Source organism: Gemella sp. 27098_8_155 (assembly GCF_041433725.1).
GTDB lineage: Bacteria > Bacillota > Bacilli > Staphylococcales > Gemellaceae > Gemella > Gemella haemolysans_D.
The window spans coordinates 1-19,196 of sequence record NZ_JAPWCA010000013.1; the positions used below are offsets into that span (position 1 = coordinate 1).

Below are 19,196 nucleotides of genomic sequence, written 5' to 3' on the forward strand. Positions count from 1 at the left end.
CTACTGGTCCAGCGAGCGGTCCTCTACCTACTTCATCTATTCCACAAATATACTTACATCCATTATTATAACATTTATTTTCGTAAAATGACTTTTTTTCATACTCTTTTTTATAAAAAAGTTTTTTCTCTTGCTTCTTAGCATAACTTAGTAGTAGCTTTTGAACTCCCGATCTTTCATCTTTTTTTAGTTCATTTAATATTTCCTCGGAAATGATTTCTTGGTTTAAGAGTTCTTTTACCTCACTAATTTTCATTTTGTTCCTCATTTTCTAATAAATCATTATAATTATCTAACGTAATAAGTCCAAATTTTTGTGTTCTAAAATCTTGAATTAATAGTTTAATTGTTGAATCATAATCATAGTCTCCACCAATTTTTTTAAATCTTTTTTCAGCTACTTTCTCCATGATAAATACATTTTCATCATCACTATTAACATTTATCTTATATAGATTATTTAGATTTTCTAAATAATTTTCTTTTAAAAGCTCAATTAAATATAAACTAACATCATCAAGTGGAGTAATGTCATCTTTTATAGAACCAATTAAACTTAATTTTTTACCAATTTCTTGATTATCAAACTTTGGCATAAGTATTCCTGGAGTATCTAATAATTCTATATCTTTGTTTAATTTTAGCCATTGTTGTTTTTTAGTAACACCAGGTTTATTAGCAGTATTAGCTACATTTTTCTTAATCAGTTTATTTATAAACGTCGATTTACCAACGTTAGGTACACCTATTACCATTGATCTGATTGCTCTTGGTTTAATTCCTTTTGCAACTTGGCGAGCTATTTTTTCTGCTAATTCTTCTTTTGCTTTATCGATTACTTTGTTTAAGTTATTACTATTTTTTGCGTCAGTGTACACCACAGTATACCCTTTATTCTCGAAATAATTTTTCCATTTTGCTGTTTCAGCTCTGTCACATAAGTCAATTTTATTAAATATAATTATCTTCTTTTTATCTTTAACAACTTCATCTAGGTACATATTATGTGAAGAAAGCGGACAGCGTGCATCTACTAACTCAAAAACTATATCTACTAGTTTCAGTTTCTCTTTCACTTCTCTTGTTGCCTTGGCCATATGACCCGGGAACCATTGAATAACCATAAATTTAACTCCTTATCTTTTTATTTTTAAAATTTCTATTATTTTATACATTCTTTACTATTTTACCACATTTTCAAGTTTTTTTAACCTATTTTGATGCTAATTATTCGTAAAACATTAATATTTTCAAATTTTCCAATTCTATAATTAATATTTTATTTTATAAAAATAAAAAAAAGGGAATGACCCAACAAAATCGTAACTTCCGAAAAAATGATTTTATTTGGTCAGTCCCATTACAAATATTTATTTTCAAATTTTATATTTTGGTATTATTTAGATAACGAAATTAATACCAAAAACTTTTAGTTTAATATTACTTGTTTTCGGCCTTGTTTCAGGAAACTCAGAAACAAACACTATATAAATTACACTTCCTAATAAGTAGAATATTAAAGATGATTTATACCCCATATGATTTAATACAATACTCCACATAAAATTAAATAAAGTATAAATTGCGTATCCAAAAGCCCAAAATATTCCAAACATTATAGTTAATCTTTGCGAATTCATTTTAGGTAATTCGTATGGTATGTTTAAGTATATTGGATATTGAGAATACATGAAGAAACCTGATAATGCAAACATTAAATATGAGATGATAGCACTGCTAGAAACACATAAAAGTCCAATCGCCATAAATCCTATCATTAATACTCCATGAATCATTAAAAATGGTTTTCTTCGAAAATCTAATCGTCTTGTAACTAACAGACTAAATAGTGTTCCAAACAATCCTCCTATTGTAACAGTTAGTATCATTACTTCTGGTTTAAAATGAGTATTGTTCGCATGTTCTGCTATTACTCTAGGTAGAGATACAAGTGGCATAACATATAAGAATAAGAAGCCACCAAATCCTAACGAGAATACATAAATAAATTTATCTTTAAAACCATCAGCATAAGTATATTTTTTCTCTTCAACTTGGTGTATAGCTTCTTTTGATCTCATCAAAGATTCGTAGACAAAATGATTCGGATGCTTCCAAGTAATTGTTGGCTCAAAATCACGAGATATTAATAACCATAACACTAGAAGTATTATACTGAAAATACTAAATCCTATCATCGTGTATCTCCAGTCTACTATAAAATACTTCTTAAATAAAAGAAATAAAATTGCAACTAAAGCAGCTCCGATATTATAAGATGCTGTAATAATTGTACTAGTAATAATTTTTTTATCATTTGGAATAAATTTTGCAACAAATGAGTTTATAAAAACGATTATCATAGAACCACCGAATCCCATTATCATTCTTGATATTGTATATAACCAATAACTATGTGTAAATATTGCAAAAAATGAAAAGCATAGACAAAATAATGCGATTAAAGCAGCCTTTTTAGGATGTAATTTAATCAATATAAATGCAGCTAATAAATTAGCAACAATTCTTGAAATAGTAATAGTATAGTTTACAACCTCAGATATTATAGGAGATACCTTCTCACCATTAAAATAATAATCTGTAATCTGTTTTGATAAAGTAGAACCCGCCACCCAGTTAGTAGCAAATACTACATAAGCTGTAATAAGAATCGAAAACATAATAATTCCTTGTTTTCTAGTAGGGGAGTTAGATATTGTTTGCATAATATTGTACCTCTTTCTTTATTAAAAATATTACAGGTCGACCTTGTTGTATAACTGTTTTTTAATGTAACCTTAGTTTATTACAAAAAGAGAAAAAAATCAAGAAAACCTTTTCTTTTACATAGATTTATCATAGAATATTTTCATATTTTCAATGGTGAAAGCATGAAAATGAACCTTCTTAATTACTGAAAGTTATTGCATTCTAATTAATTAAATTAAAACAATAAAAATACAAACAAATATATAATCGAAAATAAAATTATAATAATTTTTTATAAAAAACACTTTTAAAATCCCCTAAGTGTCTTTAACCTCTAAATATATACTTTTCAAATAACTAATCATTTAGAAACATATCATTAATTAACAATTTCTTAGCTCTTATATTTATAATTTAAATAAACAAAACACCCATTTTACTAGATAATAATTTATCCAATAAAATGGGTATTCATAATTTTTATAAACTTCTATTGTAAACTGTAAACTCTTATCTTTTATCTACTTTCTTAACAATAGTATCACCAAGAATTTGAAGTGCAAATACTATTATTAATATTAACACTGTTGCAACAAATGTTAAAGTACTGTTATTTCGTTGGAAACCATCTAAGTAAGCTAAGTTACCTAGTCCACCAGCACCGATAACTCCTGCCATCGCTGTTGATCCAACTAATGCTATCGCCGTAACAGTTAATCCTGAAATTATTGCAGGTAAACTCTCAGGAATTAAAACTTTCAGAATAATAGTAGTTTTTTTAGCTCCCATTGCACGAGCTGCTTCGATTACTCCTTTATCTACTTCACGTAATCCGATTTCTACTAAACGAGCATAGAATGGTGCAGCTGAAATAATAAGTGCTGGAATTGCAGCTTGAACACCTATAATTGTACCGATTAACGCCTTAGTGAAAGGAATTAATAATACAATTAAGATAATAAACGGAATCGCTCTAAAGATATTAACAATTGCTGTAACAACTGTGTAAAATCCACGTCCAAATGTACTCTTACTATTAGATGTTAAGTATAGCAGTAATCCTAAAAATAAACCAATGATAAACACTGCGATTAATGACTCAAAAGTCATAATTAGTGTTTCAATTGTTTTGTCTTGTACTTTATCCCAATTAACTCTTGAAAAATCAAACATTATAACACCTCCGTTAAAATACCTAGTTCATTTAATCTAGCTATTACTTTATCTGTATTTTCTTTAGAACCAATTAATTGAACGAACAGCGTACCTATATTCGCATTTGCTGTCTTATCAATGTGACCATTAATAATATTAAAATCAAAATCAATTTCTTTTATTAATGTACTAAGAATAGGTTTTTTCGAAGTATTATTGTCAAAAGTAAATTTAATAATAATACCATCTGTGAATACCTTCTTCCACTCTTCGATATTTTCTCTCTCTTCAAATTCCGAAGCAAATGAAGTTTGAGCTAAGAATTTCTTCGTAACTTCTTGTGTTGGGTGATAGAAGACTTCAGACACAAGTCCATTTTCAGCAATTGTACCACCATCTATAACAGCAACTTTTGTACAAATAGTTTTTATTACATTCATTTCATGAGTAATTAAAACAACAGTTATGTTAGTTTTGTTGTGAATTTCTTTAATAAGATTTAATACTTCAGCAGTTGTCTCAGGGTCAAGCGCACTTGTCGCTTCGTCACAAAGTAAAATTGAAGGATTACCTGCTAATGCACGTGCAATACCTACCCTTTGCTTTTGACCACCTGATAATTGAGAAGGATAGGCATTTAATCTGTCTTCTAATCCAACTAACTTAGCCAATTCCTCTACTCTTTCTTTAATTTCAGTTTTTGATTTTCCTAAAATTTCTAATGGAAATGCAATATTTTCAGCAACAGTTCTACTCCATAATAGATTGAAGTGTTGGAAAATCATTCCGATTCTTTGACGTTTTAATCTACGTTGTTCTTCAGTAATTTTATTGAAATCATCCCCATCAATAATTACCTCTCCATCTGTTGCCACTTCAAGTCCGTTTAACAGCCTCACTAACGTACTTTTTCCAGCACCAGAATAACCAATTATACCGTAAATATCACCTTTTTCAACTTTTAAATTAATATCCTTTAGCGCATGAACTTTATTATTATAAATCTTATTTACTTTTTTTAATTCAATCATGTCTAGCTCCTTTCTCTTTTTAAAAAATAAAAAACACCCTTACTCCATCACGGAATAAGGGCGTTATACGCGGTACCACCTTATGTTTTACTTATTACAACTACTAACATAGTCTATCCTATAACGTGGATCGCCGAACAAAGTTTACAATTCTGTTTACCTTATTAACCACTCGAACCATTTTCACATATTTCATATTATACCTTTTCAGCTTACGGTACTCTCTTTAAATATTACATATATTACTTATACGAGTATTGGTTTTTATTAATTTCTATTAAGTATATCATTATACTTTTATAGTGTCAAGTATAATTTTTGAAATTATACTTTGAAAATTCTGAAAATATCACACTAATTTTCCAATTTAATATTATTCTCAACAAGGTAATCTCTAACTACTCTTGCCATATCATCTAATAGATCATCTAATTCTTCCCAGTTTTTGACTGTTGCACCACTTGCTAATGGATGTCCACCACCAGCATATTTTTCTGCTAGACTATTTATAACTGGACCTTTAGAACGAAGACGAACACGTACTTTATTTCCTTCATCTATTGCAAAGCACCATGCATATAAACCTTTCAAGCTTCTAAGTAAGTTTACTCCTGTTGAAACTTCACCTGGATCAACACCGTATTTATCCATATCTTCTTTTGTAATTTTTAAATACGCAACTCCGTCTTGATAAACATCATAATTTTCAAAAATAAATGCTCTAAAGCGCATAATATTTTCACTGATAATTTCCATTTTATCTAATAATGCGCTCATATTGAAATCATACTTTATAAGTTCTGAAGCAACTTTTAGAGTATTATTTGAAGTATTCGGGAATAAAAATCTACCAGTATCTCCCACGATACCAAGATATAATAATTTTGCCGCTTCATCATTCAATTTTACATTATATTTTTCATTTAAATATGTATAAAAATTATATATTAATTCACTACAAGATGATACCTCTGTATCAACTAAATTAATACTTCCATAATTATCTAATGGTGGATGATGGTCAATTTTAATTAAGAAGTTATTTTTAGTAAATAACTTCCCATCAATTCTTGGAAAATTAGCCGTATCTGTTACAATAACTAAAGCATCTTTATAGTCTTCTTCTGTTACTTCTGAGTTTTTGAACAAGAAGTCTAATGAAGGAGAATCCTTACCTACAGTTATTAGAGTTTTTTCTGGAAAGTTTTCTTTAATAATTTGATACATCGCCCCTTGAGAGCCATATGCATCTGGATCTGGTCTCTCATGTCTATGAATTATAATTTTATCATTTTCTTTAATCTTTTGAAAAATTTCCTCATATAAATTTTCGTAGTTTGTAGTCATTTAATTTCTTCTTTCTCTAATTTCTTTGGAATACTTGACAAGTTACCATAGCTTTTGCTACTAATTCTGTCTTATCATAAACTTCAACATCAAATTTAGCTGTTTTACGACCTATATCCAAAATGTTTACTTTTGTTGTTATTGTTCTATCTAATGGCACAGATTTTAAGAAATAAAGTGTAGTATTTTGCATAAGAACTTCACTTCTATTGTAGTTGTAACTTGTAATATGAATAGATTCATCAATAATACTTAGTAAAGCTGAACTAGAGAATGTACCAAATTGATCTAACATTTGTGGAATAACTTTAACCTGTAGTCCATCCGCTCTAGGAACAATTCCTTTACGCATAATTTCATCAAATGTATCATTGTTATGACCTTCTTGGAATCTATTATTTGTTAATAATGAGTTTATAACTATTTTTCTAGTAACCACACCAAGTAGCGTATTTTTCGCATCAATAACAGGCATTAATTCATAACCTTCTGATAACATAGTATTAGCTACAGAAGAAATAGGTGTTTCTAAAGTTGTAGTTGCTACTTTTCTTTCCATTACTTCTTTTATAAGCGAATCTTTTTCTTGTAAGAAAACGTCACGAGCTGTAACAATACCAACTAATTTACCATATTCATTTATTACTGGGTATCTAGTATGACCTACTTTTAATTGTAAATCATACCAATCTTTTACAGTATCATTTAGATTTATTGTATATAGATTTTCTACTTTCATATAAATACTTTCAACAGTAATTATATCTCTCTTAATTATTTGGTCATTAGTTACACGGTTTATTAAATGAGTTACTGAAAAAGTATCATGTGGAGTAATAATTAAAGGTAAATTTTTACTATCAGCAAGTGCTTTAATAGAATCGTTTGGCACATATCCACCTGTTACTAAAATAGCACAACCTTTCTCCAGTGACATTTCAATAATTTTTGGACGATTTCCTATTATTAACAATGTTCCTTTGCGTATGTGTTGTCCTACTTGTTCAGAATCCATTGCCCCAATTGCGAAGTCTTGCACTATTTCATGAACTCCACCACGTCCTGCGATTAATTGTCCACTTACTATATTTACAATCTCTGAATATGATAATTTTTCTACATTATCACGTTCTTTTTTCTGAATTCTCACTGTACCGACACGTTCTATCGATGATACAAAACCACGATTTTCAGATTCTTTTATAGCTCGATATGCTGTTCCTTCACTAACTTTCAGTTCTTTAGCTACTTGACGTACAGAAATCTTGCTACCAATTGGTAAGCTCTTTATATATTCTAATATTTTTTGGTGTTTTGATTTCATAATGATTCCTCCTTATATTTTTATTATAATACAAATATTTTATTTGTAACACATTCTATACATATGTAATTATATACTTTTTATAGAACTATTTCAAGATGAAAGAGGACGAAAAATAACTAATTTTACTTATTTCTCATCCTCTTTTATATTATTTACGTATATTTTTAACTTTGAAAAATATATTGAATATTTTTGAAAAATTTAGTGATACAGTTTATTTTCCATATTTTTACTATAACACCCTTTTAATTGTATCATATTAATATTTTACGATTTTCTACCCGCAGGCATTTTTTTAGCATAGCCTTCTTTGTTCTCTTGTTTCACTCGAGCAATTACTAAAGCATCCGAAGGTGCATTCTCTGTAACAGTAGTTCCTGCAGCAACCACAGCACCATCACCTATTTCTAAAGGAGCTATTAAGTTTGAGTTACACCCTATAAATGCATCGCTTCCTATTTTTGTTCTATATTTATTTTTTCCATCGTAGTTTACAGTAATTGTTCCACAACCAATGTTTGTATTACTTCCTACTTCAGTATCACCTAAGTAACTTAAATGAGCTGTTTTAGATCCATCACCATAAGTAGTATTTTTTAATTCTACAAAGTTACCAACTCTTACATGTTGACCTAATTCGCAATTATTTCTAATGTGAGAATATGGACCAACGCTAGTATAATCTCCAATTTTTGAATCACTAATAGTTGAAGATAAAACTTTTACTCCATTTCCTATCTGTGCGTTTTCTAAGTATGAATTAGGTTTGATTTGACAGTCTTCTCCAATTACAGTATTAGATTTAATTGTAACGTTTGGATAAATTGTTGTATCACGACCAATTACAGCATTAGGTGCAATATATGTATTTGTAGGATCTACTAGAGTAACTCCCGCTAACATATGTTTAGTATTAATTCTATTTCTCATAACATTTTCAGCATAAGCTAACGCAACTCTATCATTTACACCAAATGTTTCATCAAAATCATCACATAGATAAGTTTCAATAATTTCTTTTTGTTCACGGATTAAAGCTAGTACATCCGGAAGATAATACTCACCTTGATTATTATCATTTTTAACTTTTTCTAACATTTCAAATAATAATTTATTATCAAAGCAATAAATTCCTGAGTTAATCTCTTTTATTTTCTTCTCTTGTTCTGTTGCATCTTTTTCTTCAACAATTTTCACTAACTTTCCATTCACATCACGAATAATTCGACCATAAGCAAATGGATCATCAGCTATCGCTGTTAATACAGTTGCTTTTGCATTTGTATTTTCATGGTGATCTAGCATACTATTAATAGTCTCTGGACGAATTAGAGGAGTATCTCCATACATTACAATAGTTGTACCCTCTTTATCTTTTAATTTATCTTTGGCTACTTTTACAGCATGAGCAGTTCCTAATTGTTCTGCTTGTAAAACAAACTTTGTTCTATCTCCTAACACCTCTTTAACTCGTTCCGCACCATGACCAACTACAGTTATTACCTCTTGCATTTCTAAGTCATTAAGACTATCTAATACAAGTTCTACCATAGTTCTATCACAAACTTTATGCAATACTTTATATAGTTTTGATTGCATTCTAGTTCCTTTTCCTGCTGCAAGAATTACTGCATATCTATTATTACTCATTTTCAACATCCTCTTTTTCTACTTGTCTTAATTTTTCAATAACATTCCCTAATTTTACATCGAAAGTTCCATTAAATTCGTCAATATTTTCAATTTTTGAAAGGTATAAGTAATCATCTTCATGTTCTCTTGGCGAATCAAAACACTGTGTAATTATTACTTTACCAACAACATTAACATCAAACTCATTCATAAGACTTTCCATACCTGTAAGGACTCCTCCTCCACGCATGAAGTCATCAACTAAAAGCACTTTTGATCCAGTATTTAAACTTCGTTTAGATAAAATCATTGTTTCTATTTTCTTAGTAGATCCTGAAACATAATTTATCGCAACAGTAGTTCCTTCTGTAACTTTATTATCTCTTCTTATGATAATTACAGGTTTATTTAATATCGAAGCTATTGCATAAGCTACTGGAATACCTTTTGTCGCAACAGTTACCACTGCATCCACTTCTTTATTTTTATAGACAGTAGCAACCACTCGTCCTAACTTATTCATCAGACTAGGATCACCTATTATGTCCGACATAAAAATATATCCACCTGCTAATAAACGATTTCCATCATTTATTTTATCAAGAAAACTACTTAGAATTTCTTTGGCATCTTCTTCTACTAAAGTTGGTGTAAAGATTACACCTCCACTTACTCCTGCTAAAGTTTTAACTTCTCCAATGTTTTCTTCTTTGAAACCATTTTTTATTATATGTATATCCTCACTTATTGAAGATTTGGCTTGATTAAACTTTGAAACGAAATACGTTAATGGAATTAATTTATTTGGATTATTTAATAAATACTCCGTCATCACTACTATTCTTTCACTTCTCTTTAACTTCATCTTATACTCCTTACATTGTATAAACGGCAACTTTACCATAGATTATACAATCAATATATTTTATTCGTATATTATATGTATATAATACCACTATTGTTCGGAATAGTAAAGGGTATACAAGAATTTTTAAGTTGATTTTAATAAACTAAACTTTTTATCACATCACCAATAATAAAGAGAAGATAGCTTTATTAAACTATCTTCTCTTTTTCTATTTATTTTTCTTTCCAAACTTCTAAAGTTCGTATTTGATTTTCTTCTACTTTTCTTACAACAAAAGTCAATTTATCAATAGAATACACAGCTCCTACTTTTGCTTCATATTTTTCTAAATAAATATACGCACCTATTGTATCAACTTCCTCATGTGGTAGGTGAGCATGGAATAATGCATTGACATCTTGGATTGGTACCCATCCATCAATTAAATAATGTCCATTTTTTAATTTTTTAACTAAACTTTGCTCATCTTCATCGAATTCATCTCGAATTTCACCAGTAATTTCTTCTACTATATCCTCTAGTGTAACTACTCCACTAGTTCCACCATATTCATCAGTAATAACAATCATATGCTCTCTATTTTGCTTAATAGTTGCTAATACTTGAGAAATCGGTGTATGTTCAAATATTTTAATTGCTGGTGTTATATACTCTTCTAAATCTTTAGTGTTCACTAGCGGTTTATCAGCAAATAACAGCTTTTTAACATTTAAAATACCAAGAATTTTGTCTTTATCCCCATCTTCAATTACTGGATATCTAGTGTATTCTTCTTGTTTTAATTGTCTCATGATAATTCCTAGAGAGTCACTCATATCTATTGCTTCAACCTCTGTTCTAGGTGTCATAATTTCCTTAGCAATTTTATTATCAAATTCAAACACTCTTTCTACATAACGATACTCTACATCATTTATCTGTCCATGAGCTCTTGAAGATTTCATTATCGTTCTCAATTCTTGTTCACTGTGAATATCATCGTGTTCAGATGCTGGTTCATATCCAAACATTTTTGCTATAACATTCGCTAATGAATTAAGTAGCCATACTAACGGACGCATTACTTTATCAAACATATACATTGGCCAAGCAACTCGCAGACAAGTTGTTTCTGCAGATTGAATTGCTATAGTTTTAGGAACCAATTCCCCTAAAACTACGTGTAATAACGTCATAAATCCAAATGACACTACTAACGATATTGTATGTGTTAGCGCCTCATTCAAATGTAGCAACTCAAATATAGGATTGAATAATGAGTGGAAAGTCGCTTCCCCTATCCAACCTAGTCCTAAAGAAACGATTGTTATACCTAGTTGTGTGGCAGATAAATAATGATCCAATTGCTCAACCATTACTGCCAAAATTTTTGCTGTTTTATTTCCAGATTCAACTAATTCATTTACCCTTGTAGGTCTAAGCTTAACAAGTGCAAATTCAAACATTACAAATATTGCCGAAGCAATAAGTAATAATATAATTATTAATATTTTAATTAAGATACTGAGATCCATATGGTTTTAATTTAACCTCTTTCCTTATTTTTTAATCATTAATAAATAATTTTACTACATATAAACTTTTTTTTCAATTATTATACTACCCATAAGTTCTATCACTATTTCTAATTTATAAATAATTCTTATTAATGGATATTTCATCTTTCAGGTGATACTATATTAAGTAATTGAGAACGCTAAAACGGGAGATTACTATGAGCAATGAGATAGAATTCAAAAACTTTTGGTCTAAAAAAATAAACTACATAAATAATATTCAAATTTATTATAATATAGAGCAGACCAAGTTTTCGAAATTTGAAAATATAGAATTTTATAACTTAACTTTTAATAGCTACGATAATTCAAAAATCTATGCTAAATACATAAAAAATATTAAATATAGAACTAAATATCCAGATAAACCCATCCCTATTCTATTTTATTTCCACGGATATCCCGCTTCGAGTAGAAACTGGTTAGAAAAATCTGCTTTCTCCTCTTTAGGGTATGATGTGGTTGCTATAGATTTTAGAAATCAAGGTGGTTTAAGTAAAGATAATGGAAGCTCCTCGCCTTCAGTGTTTGGTCACCTTACAGTAGGAATCGATGAGAGTATTGAAAATATGATATTTTATAAAAACATTTTAGATACTTTGTTACTTTCTAGAATTATTACATCTTTCGAAGGAGTTGATTCTAATAGTATTGTTACCTACGGTGCTTCTCAGGGTGGAGCATTTTCTATAATATTTGCTGCTTTAAATAAAAATGTAAAAAAATGTATAAGTCTATATCCTTTCCTTTCGAACTTCAAAGCTATCTATGAACTCGACAATAGAAATAATGCTTATGCAGAATTTACTCATCATGCACGCTGGTTTAACACAAAAGGAAGAAATACTAAAAACTTTTTAAATAATCTTTATTACATCGATACTATAAATTTTGCAAAACTTCTGAAATGTAATATATTATTCGGAATTTCTAATCTCGATGCTGATTGCCCTAGAGAAACTCAACAAAATATTTTTAATAATATAAAAAGTAATAAAAAAGTCTTAGTTTATAAAAAGTACTATCACGAGAATATTCCAAGCTTCAATAATGAAGTAGTTAACTTCTTACTAAATAAATAATGGGAGTATATAATGAAATTAGAAAAATATAGAAAACTAAATTATACAGAACAGTTATTGCATATTAATCATCCATTTGTTCAATATAAAACAATTAATTTTAAAGGAATAGACAGCTCTTATATTGAATTAGATATAGTCACTCCAAATACCAATATCAAGGGAGTGATTATCGACTTTCCTGAATTTAAAGTGAAAAATAAAGATTATTTAACATTAACTAAATATAGTATGTTAGACTATGCTATAGTATCTTTACATATTAGAGGCCAAGCTGGAAATAGTGAAAATAATATTCCTTGCTCTCATTTTCCATTTTTAGACAATAGTTCTGAATTTTCCTATTATAATTTAGTATTTCAGGATGCTCTTGATACTCTACAAATTATTGAATTATTATTTCCAAATAAAGATATATATGCGACTGGTGTTGGGCAAGGTGCTGCTATTTCCCTAGTATGTGCTAGTTATTACAATTCAATTAAGGAACTATTTATTTCTGATTGTTCTCTCTGTGATATAAAAAATACTTACATTAAAAATAAGAAAAATCCAATCTTTAGAAAAATATATAATTTTGAAATTGATTTCCCAGATAAAATAGACTATCTATATAAAACATTAGACTCAATCGACATACTTAATATTAGTATCTCTATCTCACAAAAAGTACATTATGGACTTTCATATCTAAGTCCTAAAACACCACATTGTGCACAATTAAAATTAATTGAATCACTAAAAAATATTGACATCCAGCATTACAAATTTCTAGATTATAAAAAAATATTCCAACATCAATTCGATGATTATATACTTGAAACACTCTCGAATAAATAAAAGATGAATCGACAGAAAACAGAATTCTGTCGATTCATTATTTTTAATACAATTAGCTTAATCTACCTTTTAACTTCATGTTTTTAACAATTTTCTCAATAGAATTTACATAAGCAGCTTTTCTCATTGGGATATCAAATCTTTCTTTCACTTCCCAAATGTCATTAAATGCTTTTGTCATAACTCTTGCTTGTTTTTCTACTACTTCTTCTTCAGTCCAGTAGTAACCTTGTAAATTTTGTACCCATTCAAAGTAAGATACAGTAACACCACCACTATTTGCAAGAATATCAGGAATTACAACCACACCTTTTTCTCGTAATACTTTATCACCTTCTAATGTAGCAGGACCATTAGCTCCTTCTGATATAATAGGCGCTTTAATTAAATCTGCTTCCTTAGCATCAATTGCATTTTCTAAAGCACATGGACAAAGAACATCTACATCTAAAGCCCAGAATTCGTCTAAAGTTAAACGTTTTGTATTTGGTAATTTATGGAATCTAACTTTATTATCTTTACACTCTTGAAGTTCAGCATATGATAAACCATCTTCACGATATACAGCATATTGAATTCCATCGTCATCACGTTCAGTTACAGCAACTACTTTAGCTCCAAAGTTTACAGCAGTTTTTACTGTATAGCTACCTACATTACCAAATCCTTGAACAGCGAACTTAGATCCTTGTGTAGATTTCCCTAGTTTTTCTAATGCTAATTTCGCAGCAAGAGCTACCCCATATCCAGTTGCTTGCGTTCTTCCTAATGATCCACCTAGTTCTAATGGTTTTCCTGTTAAAGTACCAATTCCTTGCTCACCGGTAAGAACGTTAAATTCATCAATCATCCAAGACATGATTTGACCATTTGTATTTACGTCTGGTGCTGGAACATCTTGTTTTTCACCTAAATATTTGTAAATTCCTCGAATATATCCTCTAGAAAGTCTTTCTAGTTCTCCTTTTGATAATTCTTTTGGATCTACAATAATACCACCTTTACCACCACCATATGGTAGATTAGCAACAGCACACTTGAACGTCATCCAAATAGACAACGCTTTAACTTCATCACCTGTTACAAGTGGGTGAAATCTTAAACCACCTTTTGTAGGTCCAATTGCATCGTTATGTTGTGAACGGAATCCTTTAAAGTATTTTACTTCACCGTTGTCCATTCTAACTGGAATAGATATTTCAAAGAATCTTTGTGGATCTTTTAGTGATTCATATACTTCTTCTTTGTACCCTAAAACTTCACAAGCACCTTTTATTTGTTCTCTTGCATTAACCAATGGATTGTTATTCATAATTACTACATCTCCTTAAATTGTTATTTTACACTTTTAATGTAATATCTTCTTAGTTAATTATATCAAATATAACATATTTTTGTAAACGTTTTTGTTCTCCGTTTTTCTTATTTATATCTTCAATTTCCAATGTGAATTTCTCATGAAAAAAACTAATGATAACAATATGTCTATCGTTATCACTAGCTTTTTATAACAATTTTTCTTTTTCAAAAAACTATATGGGGGAGCTTACTTTAAATTAATATAGTCTATCACTCTATTTCGCATCATACCATGAAGACCCACTACTCGCTTCTGCTTTAAGCTGAACATCTAAATTAGCCGCTTCTTCCATAATTTTAATCATTTCTTTTGTAAACTCTTCTTCTATATCTTTATTTACATCGAAGATCAATTCATCATGTACTTGTAATAATAATTTTGCATCTACATTTGTTTTTTCTAGATACTTAAATACATTAACCATAGCTATCTTGATAATATCTGCAGCAGTACCTTGAATCGGTGAATTCATCGCAATACGTGCATTTAGATTAGCTACAATCTTATTTTTGGCATTAATATCCGGTAATGCTCTTCTTCTATTAAATAATGTTTCTACATAACCGTGTTCTTTTGCAAAATCTACAATATCACTCATATATTTATCAACACCTTTAAATGTTTCTAAATATTTATCGATAAATTCTTTAGCGCGTTTTCTAGTAATGCCTAGATTATTAGATAAACCAAAATCAGAAATTCCATAAACAATACCAAAGTTAACAGCTTTAGCTTCTCGACGCATTGAAGATGTTACTTCATCAAGGCTTACTCCATTAACATCACTAGCTGTTTTAGTATGAATATCCACATCATGCTTAAATGCATCTATCATTCCTGCATCTTGAGCAATATGAGCTAATACTCGAAGCTCTATTTGAGAATAGTCAATAGATAATATTACTCTATCATCAGAAGCTGGAACAAATGCTTTTCTAATTTTTTTACCTTCTTCGATTCTTGTAGGAATATTTTGAAGATTTGGATTAACTGAAGATAAGCGTCCTGTTTGAGCTAATGTTTGCTCATAACGTGTATGGATTTTCCCTTCACGAGTAATATCTTTCACTAACCCTTTTGCATAAGTTGAGTTCAGCTTTGTAATGGTTCTATATTCCATAATTAATGGAATAATCTCATGACTATGTTGAAGTTGTTCTAACACTTCTACAGCTGTAGAATATCCAGTCTTTGTTTTCTTAATTGGTGGTAAACCTAAATCTTCAAATAACACAACACCTAGCTGTTTAGGTGAAGCAATATTAAATTCAGAACCAGCTAAAGTATAAATACTAGATTCCAATGATTTAATTCTCTCGTCAAACTCAGCACTCATTTCCTCAAGAGCTTTCTTACTAACATGTATTCCTTCAAATTCCATATTAGCTAATACTTTAGCAACTTTAATCTCTATGTCTTTATATAAATCCATCATATTCTCTTCAGCGAGTTTTTCTTCCAGCAATGATTTCATAAGTGAAATACTCTCTGCAATTTCTGCAATATACGGATTAATAACTTCTTGAGGTGGTAAAGTGCGTTTAGTCCCCTTACCATAAATTTCTTCATCACTACTTATTATTTTTCCTAGATAGTTAAAGACGATTTTATCAATTTCAGTTTTTGCATTCACATCGATCAGATAAGATACAATTTTCACATCGAAAACTTCTCCGTTAATATCCACACCGTTTCTCTTCGCTATAAATAAAATCTTTTTGAAGTCATATACTGTTTTAAGCAATTCACTTTGAAGATATTCTACTACAAATTCATTAGTGAAAAATTGTTCTTCGCTAAATATATAAGCATCTCCTTCTCTATAAACTACTATTCCTACTACATCTGAATTATGATAGTCCTCTGTATAACACTCTACATGTAGAGCACTATCGGTAAAATCTATTTTCGTATTTTTATCTGCTAAAATAATATTAATTTCTTTTTTAGGAGTAACTGTTTCTTCATTAGTTACCTCTACATCTTCAGTAGAATTTTCTTGTGATAATTTTCTTAAAAATGAAACAAATTCAAGTTTTTCAAACAACTCTCTTTTAAGCTCTATATTCTCACTATAAGTTAAATCTTCTAACTTATTGTCAACTTGAACTTCTGTATAAATAGTTGCTAATTTTTTGCTTAACAGGGCATCTTCTCGACCTTCTGTTAGACGTTCTTTAAGTTTTTTACCACTAATATTATCAATATTTTCTAATACATTCTCTACAGTTTTATATTCGGTTAATAATTTTATGGCAGTTTTTTCACCTACTCCAGCAATCCCTGGGATATTATCGCTCTTATCTCCCATAAGACCTTTCATGTCAACGATCTGTTCAGGGGTTAATCCGTATTTTTCAGCAATAAATTCTGGCGTGTAATAATCTATATCAGTAACTCCACGTTTAGTATAATAGATTGTTATATTCTTACTAGCAAGTTGAGTTAAGTCCTTATCTCCAGTTACTATTATAACTTCCAAGCCTTCTTTTTCGGCAATTTTAGCGTAACTACCGATAATATCATCCGCTTCATAATCAAAGTGTTCTTCATACTTTATTCCATATGAATCCAGAAGTTCTCTAACATAACCGAATTGCTCTACTAACTCACTAGGAGTTTTATCCCTAGTACCTTTGTACGCTTCATAACTTTGGTGTCTGAAAGTTTGTTTTCCTTTATCAAAGGCAACTAATGCATACTTTGGATTAGTATCCGCTAATATTTTTTCTAACATCAATGTAAATCCATAAACACTATTAGTATATAGCCCTTTTTTATTTTTTAAAGCTGGCATAGCATAAAAAGCACGATAACTTAAGCTATTCCCATCTATTAACATTATCTTATCCATTTAAATCTCCTAATTTTAATTCTAGAAATTATAAAGAGGTACGAAACAAAAATCACATTTTTTAAAAAGTGATATTTGAGTCGCCCTCGTACTATACTTTATATATCACTATTTTTTATAAATTTCTCTTTGTACTTCTACATATATCTTCTAATTATTGATTTTACAACAATTTATAAATTGTTTCTATCTTTTTCTTCCAAGAATGTCGCTCAATTTCTTCAAGTAAATAAGCTGGAATCTCGCGCTCCTCTCTCGTTCTTTCTATCATAACTTCTAAAGATTCAACTAGTCTATTTATAAAAGCTGGCTTTTCTTCTTCGACCGCTTTATCAGTATCATAAATAGTCGGCATTTTCACATACTCAATTATCTCAGAATTATTTATTTTTTCTCCAAGAAATTCTATAAGCCCTTCTATCTCAGTAGCGACTACTCTAAGTCCGCTTCCTAAGGCTTCAACCGCGATTAATCCCAATCCTTCAAAATAAGAAGGTAATACAAATATATCTTTATGACGCATAATCTCACCTAGATGAACTTGATCAACCGCATTATAAATTCTTATTCTCTTAGAATCACCAACTAGAGACTCAACTCTAGGTCTATCTTCATCTTTCAAATTCCCTATTAATTCTAATTCTACTTTAGTGTCTTTTTTCTCTAATAATCTAAAAGCTTTAATTAATTCATAAAAACCTTTTGACTCATCAAATTTTCCTGCATATAAAATTTTCACATTATCATGTTTTTCATATTTTTCTGCAGGATAAAAGATTTTTTCATTATATCCCGCACCAATATTCACAATTTTTTCTACAGGATAATTATAAATATTAGCTATTCCATCTATAACACCACTGCTTAATGCCAATATCTTATCTAACTTCCCAAGACTTTTTACATACTTGTCTTTCATTACATGATTTTTCTCAGCTTGTCTTATATCTGTATTGTGACATATTCCTATAATTTTTTCATTTTCAAAAACATCACAAACCATAGAACTCAAAATCCATAAATGATGTGTGATTACAACATCTGGTTTAAATGTTTCTTTAGCTTGAATCAATTTTTTACGAAAAGCCTTTTGCCAAGATTCAATCATTTCATCTGTCATATTTTTATATAGTGTATTATCATACGGCATAATATCACTCATTCCAACAATCGGAAAACTGATATCTTTCCCTTGAAATTCAACTTCAAATTTTTCGTCTACAAAGTTAAAATTATACTCTGGTGTCGTAGCATAAATAGCAGCTTGCTCTACGTTAAATCCCTTTAATCCATCTATAACATTAGTAAAATATACACCACTTCCTGTTTTTATCGGAAGTTGAGCTAACACATGTAAAATCCTCATATTTTTATCCTCTATTTCATATTTTCCATCATCTCTATTATAACCTAATTTGTGTATTTTTTATAGTAA

Annotated in this window: 14 protein-coding genes and 1 pseudogene; 2 read left to right on the forward strand and 13 right to left on the reverse strand. The window is 29.4% G+C overall.

What is annotated here, in order from left to right; translation table 11 throughout:
- The 10 genes and pseudogenes from O5Y44_RS06250 to O5Y44_RS06295 all read right to left on the reverse strand — a co-directional run.
- Positions 1-256, reverse strand: a pseudogene (locus tag O5Y44_RS06250) (ribonuclease HII); the annotation flags it as partial.
- Positions 246-1,124, reverse strand: a complete 879-nt coding sequence (gene ylqF, locus O5Y44_RS06255; RefSeq protein WP_271965400.1) for a ribosome biogenesis GTPase YlqF — start codon at positions 1,122-1,124, stop codon at positions 246-248. The pseudogene O5Y44_RS06250 and the gene ylqF, both read right to left, overlap by 11 nt.
- Before the next feature lie 276 nt (positions 1,125-1,400).
- The gene (locus O5Y44_RS06260) at positions 1,401-2,726 is read right to left on the reverse strand and encodes an MFS transporter (RefSeq protein ID WP_271965399.1); all 1,326 of its coding nucleotides are present in this window, start codon (positions 2,724-2,726) and stop codon (positions 1,401-1,403) included.
- Between the two features lie 493 nt (positions 2,727-3,219).
- Positions 3,220-3,882 carry a methionine ABC transporter permease gene (locus tag O5Y44_RS06265; protein WP_003146643.1) on the reverse strand — a complete coding sequence of 221 codons (663 nt, stop codon included), beginning with the start codon at positions 3,880-3,882 and terminating at the stop codon, positions 3,220-3,222.
- The gene (locus O5Y44_RS06270) at positions 3,882-4,895 is read right to left on the reverse strand and encodes a methionine ABC transporter ATP-binding protein (protein WP_003146644.1); all 1,014 of its coding nucleotides are present in this window, start codon (positions 4,893-4,895) and stop codon (positions 3,882-3,884) included. Before O5Y44_RS06270 ends, O5Y44_RS06265 begins: the two co-directional genes overlap by 1 nt.
- 354 nt (positions 4,896-5,249) lie before the next feature.
- Positions 5,250-6,242 (reverse strand): DHH family phosphoesterase, encoded by a 993-nt coding sequence (locus O5Y44_RS06275; RefSeq protein WP_271965398.1) that lies wholly within the window; start codon positions 6,240-6,242, stop codon positions 5,250-5,252.
- Positions 6,243-6,258: 16 nt separating this feature from the next.
- Positions 6,259-7,566: a DRTGG domain-containing protein gene (locus O5Y44_RS06280; protein ID WP_271965397.1), complete on the reverse strand. Its 1,308-nt coding sequence runs from the start codon at positions 7,564-7,566 to the stop codon at positions 6,259-6,261.
- Positions 7,567-7,836: 270 nt separating this feature from the next.
- Positions 7,837-9,219 carry a bifunctional UDP-N-acetylglucosamine diphosphorylase/glucosamine-1-phosphate N-acetyltransferase GlmU gene (gene glmU, locus O5Y44_RS06285; protein ID WP_316447219.1) on the reverse strand — a complete coding sequence of 461 codons (1,383 nt, stop codon included), beginning with the start codon at positions 9,217-9,219 and terminating at the stop codon, positions 7,837-7,839.
- Positions 9,212-10,066: a pur operon repressor gene (gene purR / locus O5Y44_RS06290; RefSeq protein WP_003146651.1), complete on the reverse strand. Its 855-nt coding sequence runs from the start codon at positions 10,064-10,066 to the stop codon at positions 9,212-9,214. Before purR ends, glmU begins: the two co-directional genes overlap by 8 nt.
- A gap of 215 nt (positions 10,067-10,281) precedes the next feature.
- Entirely contained in the window at positions 10,282-11,583 is a 1,302-nt protein-coding gene (locus tag O5Y44_RS06295; RefSeq protein WP_271965394.1) for a hemolysin family protein, read from the reverse strand.
- 200 nt (positions 11,584-11,783) lie between these two features.
- Here O5Y44_RS06295 and O5Y44_RS06300 point away from each other — a divergent pair, with 200 nt between their 5' ends.
- Positions 11,784-12,707 (forward strand): alpha/beta fold hydrolase, encoded by a 924-nt coding sequence (locus tag O5Y44_RS06300; protein WP_271987577.1) that lies wholly within the window; start codon positions 11,784-11,786, stop codon positions 12,705-12,707.
- Positions 12,708-12,719: 12 nt separating this feature from the next.
- Positions 12,720-13,547, forward strand: coding sequence for an acetylxylan esterase (locus O5Y44_RS06305; RefSeq protein ID WP_271987576.1), 828 nt, complete (start codon positions 12,720-12,722; stop codon positions 13,545-13,547).
- Between the two features lie 52 nt (positions 13,548-13,599).
- On the opposite strand, the gene O5Y44_RS06310 is transcribed toward O5Y44_RS06305, so the two are convergent.
- The 3 genes from O5Y44_RS06310 to O5Y44_RS06320 all read right to left on the reverse strand — a co-directional run bounded on the left by O5Y44_RS06310 (position 13,600) and on the right by O5Y44_RS06320 (position 19,127).
- The gene (locus O5Y44_RS06310) at positions 13,600-14,859 is read right to left on the reverse strand and encodes a Glu/Leu/Phe/Val family dehydrogenase (RefSeq protein WP_271987575.1); all 1,260 of its coding nucleotides are present in this window, start codon (positions 14,857-14,859) and stop codon (positions 13,600-13,602) included.
- A 262-nt stretch (positions 14,860-15,121) separates the two neighbouring features.
- On the reverse strand, positions 15,122-17,761 hold the full coding sequence (gene polA, locus O5Y44_RS06315) for a DNA polymerase I (protein ID WP_271987574.1): 2,640 nt from the start codon (positions 17,759-17,761) through the stop codon (positions 15,122-15,124).
- A 163-nt stretch (positions 17,762-17,924) separates the two neighbouring features.
- Positions 17,925-19,127, reverse strand: a complete 1,203-nt coding sequence (locus tag O5Y44_RS06320; RefSeq protein WP_271987573.1) for a glycosyltransferase family 4 protein — start codon at positions 19,125-19,127, stop codon at positions 17,925-17,927.
- Positions 19,128-19,196: the final 69 nt, after the last annotated feature.

Coding starts and splice junctions, on each gene's coding strand:
- ylqF (WP_271965400.1), bottom strand. CDS start 1,124: ATGGTTATTCAATGGTTCCCGGGTCATATGGCCAAGGCAACAAGAGAA.
- O5Y44_RS06260 (WP_271965399.1), bottom strand. CDS start 2,726: ATGCAAACAATATCTAACTCCCCTACTAGAAAACAAGGAATTATTATG.
- O5Y44_RS06265 (WP_003146643.1), bottom strand. CDS start 3,882: ATGTTTGATTTTTCAAGAGTTAATTGGGATAAAGTACAAGACAAAACA.
- O5Y44_RS06270 (WP_003146644.1), bottom strand. CDS start 4,895: ATGATTGAATTAAAAAAAGTAAATAAGATTTATAATAATAAAGTTCAT.
- O5Y44_RS06275 (WP_271965398.1), bottom strand. CDS start 6,242: ATGACTACAAACTACGAAAATTTATATGAGGAAATTTTTCAAAAGATT.
- O5Y44_RS06280 (WP_271965397.1), bottom strand. CDS start 7,566: ATGAAATCAAAACACCAAAAAATATTAGAATATATAAAGAGCTTACCA.
- glmU (WP_316447219.1), bottom strand. CDS start 9,219: ATGAGTAATAATAGATATGCAGTAATTCTTGCAGCAGGAAAAGGAACT.
- purR (WP_003146651.1), bottom strand. CDS start 10,066: ATGAAGTTAAAGAGAAGTGAAAGAATAGTAGTGATGACGGAGTATTTA.
- O5Y44_RS06295 (WP_271965394.1), bottom strand. CDS start 11,583: ATGGATCTCAGTATCTTAATTAAAATATTAATAATTATATTATTACTT.
- O5Y44_RS06300 (WP_271987577.1), top strand. CDS start 11,784: ATGAGCAATGAGATAGAATTCAAAAACTTTTGGTCTAAAAAAATAAAC.
- O5Y44_RS06305 (WP_271987576.1), top strand. CDS start 12,720: ATGAAATTAGAAAAATATAGAAAACTAAATTATACAGAACAGTTATTG.
- O5Y44_RS06310 (WP_271987575.1), bottom strand. CDS start 14,859: ATGAATAACAATCCATTGGTTAATGCAAGAGAACAAATAAAAGGTGCT.
- polA (WP_271987574.1), bottom strand. CDS start 17,761: ATGGATAAGATAATGTTAATAGATGGGAATAGCTTAAGTTATCGTGCT.
- O5Y44_RS06320 (WP_271987573.1), bottom strand. CDS start 19,127: ATGAGGATTTTACATGTGTTAGCTCAACTTCCGATAAAAACAGGAAGT.